The 10,538-nt window shown below is 73.2% G+C and carries 11 protein-coding genes; 5 read left to right on the top strand and 6 right to left on the bottom strand.

Annotated features, from left to right (window positions below; all coding sequences use genetic code 11):
* Positions 1-207: 207 nt before the first annotated feature.
* On the bottom strand, positions 208-1,938 hold the full coding sequence (gene araD / locus JWP64_RS20775; protein ID WP_297499694.1) for an L-arabinonate dehydratase: 1,731 nt from the start codon (positions 1,936-1,938) through the stop codon (positions 208-210).
* Between the two features lie 89 nt (positions 1,939-2,027).
* Here araD and JWP64_RS20770 point away from each other — a divergent pair, with 89 nt between their 5' ends.
* Genes JWP64_RS20770 through JWP64_RS20755 form a run of 4 tightly spaced genes read left to right on the top strand, consistent with a single transcriptional unit; the run spans position 2,028 to position 4,852 of the window.
* On the top strand, positions 2,028-2,837 hold the full coding sequence (locus JWP64_RS20770) for a ribonuclease activity regulator RraA (protein ID WP_297499692.1): 810 nt from the start codon (positions 2,028-2,030) through the stop codon (positions 2,835-2,837).
* Positions 2,828-3,769, top strand: coding sequence for a dihydrodipicolinate synthase family protein (locus JWP64_RS20765; RefSeq protein ID WP_297499690.1), 942 nt, complete (start codon positions 2,828-2,830; stop codon positions 3,767-3,769). The genes JWP64_RS20770 and JWP64_RS20765 overlap by 10 nt, the downstream gene beginning before the upstream one ends.
* A 10-nt stretch (positions 3,770-3,779) precedes the next feature.
* Positions 3,780-4,004, top strand: coding sequence for a hypothetical protein (locus JWP64_RS20760; protein ID WP_297499688.1), 225 nt, complete (start codon positions 3,780-3,782; stop codon positions 4,002-4,004).
* Complete coding sequence (locus JWP64_RS20755; protein WP_297499686.1) at positions 4,001-4,852, top strand: Ldh family oxidoreductase; 852 nt, start codon at positions 4,001-4,003, stop codon at positions 4,850-4,852. Before JWP64_RS20760 ends, JWP64_RS20755 begins: the two co-directional genes overlap by 4 nt.
* A gap of 39 nt (positions 4,853-4,891) precedes the next feature.
* Here JWP64_RS20755 and JWP64_RS20750 read toward each other — a convergent pair whose 3' ends face one another.
* Both JWP64_RS20750 and JWP64_RS20745 read right to left on the bottom strand, forming a co-directional pair.
* On the bottom strand, positions 4,892-6,526 hold the full coding sequence (locus JWP64_RS20750; RefSeq protein ID WP_297499684.1) for a thiamine pyrophosphate-dependent enzyme: 1,635 nt from the start codon (positions 6,524-6,526) through the stop codon (positions 4,892-4,894).
* 178 nt (positions 6,527-6,704) lie between these two features.
* On the bottom strand, positions 6,705-7,406 hold the full coding sequence (locus JWP64_RS20745; protein ID WP_297499682.1) for a GntR family transcriptional regulator: 702 nt from the start codon (positions 7,404-7,406) through the stop codon (positions 6,705-6,707).
* 151 nt (positions 7,407-7,557) lie between these two features.
* Between JWP64_RS20745 and JWP64_RS20740 the strand changes: the two genes are divergently transcribed.
* The gene (locus JWP64_RS20740; protein WP_297499680.1) at positions 7,558-8,229 is read left to right on the top strand and encodes a hypothetical protein; all 672 of its coding nucleotides are present in this window, start codon (positions 7,558-7,560) and stop codon (positions 8,227-8,229) included.
* A gap of 147 nt (positions 8,230-8,376) precedes the next feature.
* Here JWP64_RS20740 and JWP64_RS20735 read toward each other — a convergent pair whose 3' ends face one another.
* The 3 genes from JWP64_RS20735 to JWP64_RS20725 all read right to left on the bottom strand — a co-directional run.
* A complete protein-coding gene (locus JWP64_RS20735; protein WP_297499678.1) occupies positions 8,377-9,114 on the bottom strand; it encodes a class II aldolase/adducin family protein in 738 nt (245 codons plus the stop codon).
* Entirely contained in the window at positions 9,111-10,346 is a 1,236-nt protein-coding gene (locus JWP64_RS20730) for an FAD-dependent oxidoreductase (RefSeq protein ID WP_297499676.1), read from the bottom strand. The genes JWP64_RS20735 and JWP64_RS20730 overlap by 4 nt, the downstream gene beginning before the upstream one ends.
* On the bottom strand, positions 10,343-10,538 hold a 196-nt coding region (locus JWP64_RS20725; RefSeq protein WP_297499674.1), incomplete at its 5' end, for a ferredoxin. The genes JWP64_RS20730 and JWP64_RS20725, both read right to left, overlap by 4 nt.

Below are 10,538 nucleotides of genomic sequence, written 5' to 3'. Positions count from 1 at the left end.
TCCACACGATCGTCGTCGAGGACGCGGTGGGGGACCGGGCGGAGCTGCCGCACCTGGCGAGCCTGTTCGACATCGACAGCAAGTACGGCGACGTCGTCGGTCTCGCCGAGGCCGCGAACTACCTGGCCGGCCGCGCCGGCTGAACCGGCGCTGGCATTGCCGCCCATATCGGGACCAGGCGCCCGGCGCGGGCGTCGCGGCCCGGGGTCAGTGGATCGCGGGTTCCGGCGCGCCGGAGCCGGCCAGGAAGTCGAAGTCGCAGCCCTTGTCGGCCTGCGTGATGCGCTCGGCGAAGACCGAGCCGTAGCCCCGGGTGTAGTGCGGGGCCGGCGGCCGCCACTCGGCGCGGCGGCGCTCGAGCTCCTCGGGTTCCAACCGGACGTCCAGTCTCCGGCCCGCGACGTCGAGGTCGATGACGTCCCCGTCACGGATGAGCGCCAGCGGACCGCCGACGAACGACTCCGGAGCCACGTGCAGCACGCAGGTTCCGTAGCTCGTGCCGCTCATCCGGGCGTCGGAGATCCTGACCATGTCGGTGACCCCGCGCTCGAGCAGCCGGCGGGGGATCGGCAGCATCCCCCACTCGGGCATCCCCGGACCGCCGACGGGACCGGTGCCGCGCAGCACCAGCACGCTGTTCTCGTCGACGTCCAGGTCGTCGGCGTCGATGCGGGCGTCGAGGTCGTCGTAGCCGTCGAAGACCACGGCGGCCCCCGAGTGCTTCATCAGGTGCGGGCTCGCGGCGCTGGCCTTGATGACGCACCCGTCGGGGGCGAGCGAGCCGCGCAGCACCGCGAGGCTTCCCTCCTCGAAAACCGCACGGTCGCGGCTGCGGATGACCTCGCCGTCGTGCGCCGTGGCGCCCGCGATGTTGTCGGCGAGGGTGTGCCCGTTGGCTGTCAGGACCGTGCCGTCGAGCAGGTCGCCCAGCTCGGCCATCAGGGCGGGGAGACCGCCGGCGTCGTAGAAGTCGTCCATCAGATGCCGGCCCGAGGGCCGGACGTCGGCCAGCACGGGCACCTTCCGGGACGCCGCGTCGAAGTCCTCCAGCGTGATGTCGATGCCGGCGCGGCCGGCCATCGCGATCAGATGGATGATCGAGTTGGTGGAGCCGCCGAGCGCCATGACCACGGTGATCGCGTTCTCGAAGGCGGCCCGGGTGAGCAGCGCGGACGGGCGCAGGTCGGACCAGACCATCTCGACGATCCGCCGCCCGGTGGCGGCGGCCATCCGCGGATGGCCGGAGAACGCCGCGGGGATGGAGGATGCCCCGGGCAGGGTCAGCCCCAGGGCCTCGGCGGCCGCGGTCATGGTGGAGGCCGTGCCCATGGTCATGCAGTGGCCGGGAGAGCGGGCGATGCCGTCCTCGATCTCGCTCCAGTCGTCGTCGCCCAGGTCGCCGGCGCGCTTGCGCGCCCAGTACTTCCACACGTCAGTGCCGCTGCCCAGCACGGCCCCCCGCCAGCGTCCGCTGAGCATCGGCCCGGCCGGCAGGAAGATGCCGGGCAGCCCCATGCTCGTCGCACCCATGATCAACCCGGGCGTCGTCTTGTCACAGCCGCCCATCAGGACGGCGCCGTCCACCGGGTACGAGCGCAGCAGTTCCTCGACCTCCATGGCGAGGAGGTTGCGGTAGAGCATGGTGGTGGGCTTCTGGAACGGCTCGGACAGCGACATCGCCGGTATCTCCAGCGGGAAGCCGCCTGCCTGCCAGACGCCGCGCTTGACGTCCTCGGCGCGCTCCCGGAAGTGGGTGTGGCACGGGTTGATCTCGCTCCAGGTGTTCACGATCGCGATGACCGGCTTGCCTTCGTAATCCTGCTCGCCGAAGCCGATCTGCTTTGCCCGCGAGCGGTGGCCGAAGGACCGGAGGTCGCGCACGCCGAACCAGCGGTGGCTACGCAGCTGCTCGGCGGCGAGGGGAGGACGAGACGTCATCGGCGAACCTCTTCCTGGGCGAAGAACTGCTCATCCAGAGTGGTGCATGGTATACCTGATTCCAAGGCCGAGTCGAACGTGGACCGCACATGCTCGAACCCGTACCGCCCGCCACCTGCGCCCTGCTACGGCAGGTGAGCACCGCGACCCTGACCACGCAACTCCTCGCCCGGGGCCTGCGCAACACGTTCCTGCACGGCTTGGCCGCGCTGAACCCCGGCTGCACCATGATGGTCGGGGAGGCGTTCACGCTGCGCTACATCCCCGCGCGCGAGGATCTCGACGTCCTGTCGGTGTTCGACGACTACGACCATCCGCAGCGCCGGGCCGTCGAGGCGGCCCCACCGGATGCGGTGCTCGTGATGGACTGCCGGGGCCGCAACCGGGCAGCGTCGCTCGGGCACATCCTGGGCAGCCGGCTGCTGGCCCGCGGTGTCGCCGGGGTGGTGACCGACGGCGCGGTCCGCGACAGCCCGGGCTTCCGCGGTCTGCAGCTGCCGACGTTCGCGGCCGGGGCCGCGGCGACGACCAACCTCGCCCAGCACCACGCGGTGGACCTGCAGGTCCCGATCGGATGCGCCGAGGTCGCGGTCTACCCCGGCGACGTCATGGTCGGCGACGGCGACGGTGTCGTCTGCATCCCCCGCCACCTCGCCACCGAGGTGGCGGAGGCCGCGGCCCGGCAGGAGCATCTGGAGGAGTACCTCCTGACCCGGGTGCAGGCCGGCGCCCCGCTGCGCGGCACCTATCCCCCCGACGCGGCCACCCGGAGCGCCTACGAACAGTGGGCGCAGGAGCATCCCCGCCGCGACGGTACGACCGCACCGCCCACCGGACGGGTCCGACCACCGCCGCACCCTCGTACGCCCGAGAGCGAAGGAGACCTGCCATGCAGCTGACCGAGATCCGCGCCCGGGTCGAGTCGGTGGTCGCGATCCCCGTGACACCGTTCGACGACCGCGACGGAGTGGACGAGAAGAGCTACGGCGAGCTGATCACACGGCTGGTGGACGGCGGCGTCGAGGTGATCACGCCCAACGGCAACACCAGCGAGTTCTACGCGTTGACGCCGCAGGAGGCGCAGCGCTGCGTGGAGATCACCGCCGCCCGGGCCGGGGACGCGCTGGTCATGGCCGGGGTCGGGCTGGACACCGCATCCGCGGTCCGGGCCGCCGAGCACGCGCGGGACGCGGGGGCCCGGCTGGTGATGGTGCACCAGCCGGTGCACCCGTTCCAGTCGGCCGACGGCTGGCTGGCCTACCACCGGGTGATCGCCGACGCGGTACCCGATCTGGGAGTCGTCCTCTACCTGCGTGATCCCGCGGTGCCGGGCGCACTGTTGGCGCGGTTGTTCGACGTGTGCCCGAACGTCGTCGCGATCAAGTACGCGGTGCCGGACCCGGTGACGCTCGCGACCCTGATCCGCACCACAGGTGTCGACCGGATGAGCTGGTTGTGCGGGCTGGCGGAGACCTGGGCACCGTTCTTCTGGCTCGCCGGGGTCCGCGGCTTCACGTCGGGGCTGGTCAACGTCGCGCCCCAGCTGTCGCTGGAGCTGCTCGGCCACCTCCGCCGGGGTGATCACGCCGCGGCGATGGGCCTGTGGTGGCGGCTCAAGCCGTTCGAGGACCTGCGCGCCCGGGACCGCTCCGCGCTGAACGTCTCGGTGGTCAAGGAGGCGCTCGCCCAGCTCGGCCTGTGCACCGCCGCGGTGCGTCCGCCCATCAGCACGCTGTCGGCCGGGGATGCGGCGGTGGTGCGCCGGACGCTGGAGAAATGGGGGATGTCGCCGGCCGAGGCCGAGGCCGGGGCGCCGGCGGCGAGCGCGTGAGGAGGCCGTCGTGAAGGTCGCCGCTGCGACGGTGCGTGAGCAGATCGCGGCCGTGCTCACCGGGTGGGGAATGCTGCCGGACCTGGTGGCGATCACCGCCGACGTCATGGTGGACACCGACCTCGCCGGGATCGACTCGCACGGCATCTCGATGCTCATGTACTACGAGGACATGCTCGGCCGGGCGAGCTGGACCTCACGGCGCGTCCGGCCGTCGTCCGGGACGGCCCGGTGACCGCCCTGGTCGACGCCCGCGCCGGCCTCGGGCACCCGGCCGGGGTGCTTGGGATGCAGCTCGCCGTCGAGAAGGCGCTGGCGCTGGGGGTGGGCGTGGTCGCCGTCGCGAACTCCCACCACTTCGGCGCCACCGGTTACTACGCCAAGCTCGCCACCGACCGCGGCCTGCTCGGCTTCGCCACCAGCTCCGGCCGGACGGTGTGCGTGGTCCCCACCCGGGCTGCCGTGCCGCGGCTGGCGACCAGCCCGCTCGCCTTCGCGGCGCCCGCGCGGCGCAACCCGCCGTTCCTGCTCGACATGTCGACCAGCACGGTGGCGGCGAACAAGGTCAAGGTCTACGACTTCACGGGTGAGCCGCTGCCGGCCGGGTGGGTGCTCGACGAGAACGGCGCGCCGGTCACCGACGCCGGGCGGGCCCTCGAGCACATCTTCGAGCGTGACGTCGGTGGGCTGGCCCCGCTCGGCGGCACCCCCGAGATGGCCAGTCACAAGGGCTACGGGCTCAACATGATGGTGCAGATCCTCGCGGGCACCCTGTACGGCGGCTCGTTCGCGCCGATCCGGGAGAGGCGTGGCGACCCGGACGACATCGGGCACTTCTTCCTGGCCATCGACCCCACGGCGTTCCGCCCGGCGGGTGCCTTCGAATCCGACCTCGACGAGGCGATGGATGTGCTGCGCGCCACCCCGCCGATCGACCCGGCGCGACCGGTGCTGGTACCCGGCGACCCGGAGACCGCGGCGCGCGCGGAGCGGCTGCGGGACGGGATCCCGCTGACCGGTGCACTGGTGGAGAAGCTCCGCGGCGTGTGCGAGCGGTCCGGGGTGCCGTTCCTGCTCGGGTGACGGCTCCGGGTGATGCCCGGCCGGGGGGCCGCCGGCGCGTCACCGCCTGGCCGCCCCGGTGGCCAGCAGGTCGGTCAGCCGGGCACTCGGAGTGATCACGTCGGGGTCGGTCCGGACGTCGACGAGGCAGGGTCGCCCGCAGGCCAGCGCCGCGGACAATGCCGCGTCCAGGTCGGCGGCGCGGTCGACGGTGAAGCCCTCCGCACCCAGCCCGCGGGCCCAGCCGGCGAGGTCGAGCGGCCCGATGGTGACGCCGGCGAGGCGTCCGTGAGCCTTCGCCTGGTGCATCGCGATCGTCCCGTAGAGACCGTTCTGGAAGACGACGACCATGATCGCCGCGTCGTGCCGGACCGCGGTCTCGAGCTCCTGGCCCGTCATCAGCACCCCGCCGTCGCCGACCACGGCGACGACCGCCCGGTCGGGCTCGGACATCTTCGCGGCCACCGCGGCGGGCACCGCGTAGCCCATCGCGCCGTTCGCCGGGGCGAGCTGGGTGCGCGGCTCGGTGTAGCACCAGTACCGGTGCAGGAAGCCGGAGAAGTTGCCGGCGTCGTTGGTCACCACGGTGTCGCGGGGCGCGAGCCGGCGCAGGGTCCGCACCACGTCCGCGGGGTGCACCCGGTCCGCGCCGGTCGTGGCGGGAGGGGTTCTGGCCTGCTCGACGGCAGCGTGCGCCGTGGACCAGTCCCGGGTTCGCGCGGTGGCCCGGCGGCGCAGGGCTGCGAGCACCGGCCGGGCCGGTGCGTCGACGTGCAGCGTGCCGCCGGGGTGCGGGGGCGGGGCCAGCCCCGGGCCGACCAGCACCAGCTGCTGGGACGGCAGCGGGTAGCGGTAGTCCTGGGTGGACACCTCGTCCAGCCGCGTGCCGAGCACCAGGACGAGGTCGGCGGTCTCCAGGGCGTACAGCTGGTCGGCCGGGACCCCGAGACCGAGGTGGCCGAGGAAGTGCGGGTGGTCCTCGGGGAACGCGTCCTGGCGTCGGAAGGCGGTGTAGACGCCGAGGCCCAGCGTCTCGGCCGCGGCGATCAGGGCGTCGCGCGCCGCGCCGCTCCCGGTGATCGCGACCGGACGCTCGGCGCGGTCCAGCAGCTCGGCGATCCGGGCGGCTCCGTCGGCGGCGCACGCCTCCGCGGCACTCGCGTTCGCGAGCGTGGGGGAGGAGCCGTCGTAACCGGCGGCCCAGAAGTCGCTGGGCACCGAGAGCACCGCGGGGCCGGGGCGGCCGCTGGTGGCGCGGTTCAGCGCCTCGGCGACGAGATCCGGAACCTCGCCGGCCAGGGTGGCCTGTGCGGTCCACTTCGCGATCGGCGCGAAGAAAGCGGCGAGGTCGACCTCCTGGAAGCTCTCCCTGCCCAGGGCGGTGGAGTCGACCTGGCCGAGGATGACGAGCATCGGCGTCTGGTCCTGGAACGCCGTGTGCACGCCGATCGCCGCGTTGGCGGCGCCCGGCCCGCGGCTGGCCAGCACCACCGCGGGCACGCCGTTGAACTTGGCGTCCGCCTCGGCCATGAACGATGCGCCGCCCTCGTGCCGTGCGGAGACCAGCGTCGTCGCGGCGCTTCGCTCCAGCTCGTCGAGCAGGCCGAGGAAGGACTCTCCCGGCACGGTGTACGCGCGTTCCACCCCCGCTCGGGCAAGGAGATCGGCAACGGTCCGCGCAACTGTCCGGCCCACGGAAGCACCTCTCGGTCGGGTCGACGGCGGGCCCGGGACGTCATGGTCGCCGCCGCCCACGCGAGCGCTCGACAAAAATGATCGGACCAGCACTCGGGGATATTGGAATACCATATATCGCTATGGCGCGCGACGGTACCGGCGAGGGTGAGGTGAGGGTGGGGCCGCCGCGGGGGCTCTAGTCGGACGGCGGGACGGGCTGCCCGTTCTCGTCCGCCTCGATGAGCCGCAGCACGTTGCGCTCGATGTGTGCGCGCGCCTGCTCCTCGGCCGCCGCCGCGTCTCCGGACTCGACCGCGGCGAGCAGACGCTGGTGCTCGTCGAACTCGGCGCGCCAGGTGGGCCAGCGCTCCCACAGGACGTTGACGGTGCCCAGCGCCGTGAGGTCCTGCAGCTCGTCCAGCTCGCTCACGACGTGCGGGTTGCCGCATCCCGAGTACAGCGCCCGGTGGAATGGCCGGTTGCACCGGCTCAGGTCCTCGTGGTCCTCGGCGCCCAGGTGTCGTTCGGCCTCCGCCAGCGCCCGCCGTGCCTGCTCGATCTGTCCGCCCGGCCGGTTCTGTGCGGTGCGGGCAACGGCCCACGGCTCGAGCAGCATCCGCACCTCGTATATCTGCCGGACATCGACCGTGCTCAACGACCGGACCATCGCGCCGCGGGCCGGATTCATGATCACGAGGCCGCTCGAGACGAGCGCGATGAGCGCCTCGCGTACCGGGGTCTTCGAGACCCCGAGCATCTCGGCGATCCGCCGTTCGACGAGCAGGTCGCCCGGCTTGAGCTGGCCGGCCAGGATGGCCTCGCGCAGCGAGGACGCGACGAGATCGGAGCGCGACGTCGCCTTGGGCAGGACCGAGAGCGGCCGTGCGTCCGTCGTCATCACCGTCTCCTCGCTTGGTACGCCATATCTTAGCGGTCACTCGGGGCCGGCGTGCTCGACCGGGCGGCGCCGGGCCCGGACGGCGGCCGTCACCGGACGCAGGACGGCGAGCAGCGCGAACGCGCCGAGCAGCACCCCCGAGATCGGCCGTGTGAGGAAGCCCGTCAGATCGCCGTCGAAGATCCGCAGGGACTGCCGGAACGAAGTCTCGACCAGGCTCCCCAGGACGAAGGCCGACTCCCAGTTGCCTGCCGCTGAGCTCGCCGCCGCCGAGCTCGTCCCGGTGCGCGAACCGCCCCGTCCGGACGGCGTGATCGGCGGCCGGCAGTCTGCGGGTCACGGCGAGCAGCAGCGCGAAGACGTGCTCGGCGACGGACTGGACGTTGGCCTGCGGGGTGTTGGCGACGATCACGCCGTGCGCGGTCGCGGCGTCCACCGCGATGTTGTCGACGCCGATCCCGTGCCGCGCGATCACGCGCAGGGCCGGCGCCCGGGCGATGTGGCTCGCGGTGATCGGGCCGTTGCGGACCAGGATTCCCTGCACCGATCCGAGGATGTCCTCCAGCTCGACGGCGTCCCGTCCGAAACCGACCAGGACCTCGCTGTGCTCGGCGAGCAGGGCGAGACCCTGCTCGTGCACCGGATGCGGCACGTACACGACGGGCGCCTTCATCGAGCCCCACCGCACCTTCCCGGGATCGGACGGGTGCGCCGCTGTCGGATCATGCTCGGCGCGGATCGGCGGTGGACCGGGATCTGTGACTGGGGCCACATCCGGTGTCTGGGACACGGTATATCGCACATCGTGGCAGGACGAGGATGATCGCGCCGCGGGCCCGGCCGCGCCCGAGACGGCCGCGCCCGAGACCGGTCTCGCGGGCCGGTCCGGGTTGCTCAGGGGTCGGCGAGACCGTGTGCGGGCGAAGGTCTCCCGCGGCCGTCCCCGTCGACCTTCTTCCTCGCCGCCCGCCTACCGGTCCAGGCGGGCGAGCTCGTGCCGCCAGGCCGTCGAGGTGTTGAACCCTGCGCCGAGATCGGGCAGCTCGGCCATGTCGGCGTCCGGCAGATCGGCGAGGGTGCCGCCCGCACCGACCACCTGCAGCGACATCCGCGCCAGGTGATCGACGCTCACCGCCTGCAGCACGGCCTGTTCGACGCTCACGGCGGCGCTGGTCAGGCCGTGCCCGCGAAGCAGCACCACCGGGCGGTCGCCCATCGCCGCGACCATCTCGGCCGCGAGGCGACGATCGCGCACCAGCACCCCGCGCGGGTAGACGGGCACGCCGCCGGCGGCGAGCCGGGTGCCGGGGATGTCGAAGGCCCCGACGATCGGGCGGATCGCGATGCCGGCGAGATCGGCGGCGACCACCTCGGGCGGATGCGCGTGGACCACCGCGGCCACGTCGTGGCGGGTGCGCAGCACCTCGGTGTGCAGGGGGAGCTCGTTGGGCGGGGCGTAGCCGTCGTCGAGCTCCCCGGGCGCCCCGGCCTCGCCGTCGAGGTCGACCAGCCGGATGTCGCAGTCACCGGTGAAGGCCAGTCCGCGTTCCCGCGCTCCGCGGCACCGGATCAGCAGCCGCCGGTCGTCGACCCGCAGGCTGATGTGGCCCAGGATGCCGTCGGCCAGGCCGCGCGCGGCCAGCACCCGGCAGGCGTCGGCGACCAGGGTGCGGAGCGGGGCGAGCTCCGCGCTCGGTGGCGCGGTCATCGCACACCCGCCGACGTCGTGCGCACCGTGGCCGCCGCGACGGCGCCGCGGGTGTCGTCCAGGGAGGCGCCGCCGGCCAGAGCGCGGCGGCAGAGCACCAGCGCTTTCGGCCAGTTCGCCGTGACGGCCCCGCGGAGCCGGCCGTCGGTGCCCGCGTAGAGCACGGCGAACGAGCGCGTCGGGTCCGCACCGTCGACGATGACGTGGTCGAGGGACCCGCCCGTGCGCCCGGCCAGCTGGATCTTCCAGTCGTACTGGTCGCTCCAGACGTACTCCACGGGGGAGTGGGCGCGCAGGTCCTCGGGGTGCGTGATGTTGTGGGCCACGCAGGCCGCCTGTTCGACGGCGTTGGTCCAGTGCTCGACCCGCACCAGGGCGTCGTGCCGGGGGTGGAACCACCGGGCCACGTCGCCGACGGCGTGGATCCTCGGTGCGTCGACGGCGCGGCCGTACCGGTCGCACACCACCCCGTCGTCGATCCGCAGTCCCGAGGAGGCCAGCCAGCCGTCGTTGGGCACCGCCCCGATGCCGACCACCACCGCGGCCGCCGGCAGTGTGCTGCCGTCCGCCAAGCGGACGCGTAGGGCACCCTCGGTGCGGTCGATCCCGGTGACGCCGTAGCCGAACCGGGTGGCGACCCCTTGCCGTTCGTGCAGGAGCCCGAACAGCATCGCGTCCGCCGGTTCGAGGACCCGGCTCATCGCGACCGGCGCCGGGTCGACGATCGTCACGTCGACGCCCGTCGTCCGGGCCGTGGCGGCGACCTCCGCGCCGATGAACCCGGCGCCGATGACGATGAGCGGTCCGCCGCGCAGCAGGTCCGCCCGCAACGCGACGGCGTCGTCGAGGGTGCGCAGCACGTGGACGCCCGGGAGCTCGCCCCACGGGGACGGTCTCGCCCGCGCCCCGGTCGCGATCACGAGGTCGTCGTAGCCCAGGCGTTCGCCGTCGGCCAGCTCGACGACGCGAGCGTCGACGTCGAGGCGGATCGCCGCCCGTCCCAGCACCAGCCGGATGCCTGCGTCCACGGCGGCCTGCTGCGTGAGCAGCCCGATGTCCTGTGTGGATGCGGTGCCGGCGAGCAGTGCCTTGGACAGCGGCGGCTTGTCGTAGGGCAGGTCCGGCTCTTCGCCGACGAGCACCACGTCGCCGGGATACCCCGCGGCGCGCAACGCCTGCGCGGTCCGCACCCCGCCCACGGAGGACCCGACCACGACGGTCGTCGGGCTCATGCGTCCTCGACGATCAGCGCGGAGACGGGGCAGCTGCGCGCCGCTTCCTCGACCCGGGCCCGCTGGGAGTCGGGGATGGTGGTCCTCAGCAGCACGACGACCCCGTCGTCGTCGATGTCGAACACGTCCTCGGCGCCGACCACGCAGTTCGCGTAGCCCTGGCACGCCTCCAGGTCGGCCTTCACGACGGCC

The sequence above is a fragment of the Pseudonocardia sp. genome (assembly GCF_025465255.1).
GTDB lineage: Bacteria > Actinomycetota > Actinomycetes > Mycobacteriales > Pseudonocardiaceae > Pseudonocardia.
This window is presented reverse-complemented; position numbering and strand designations above follow the sequence as displayed.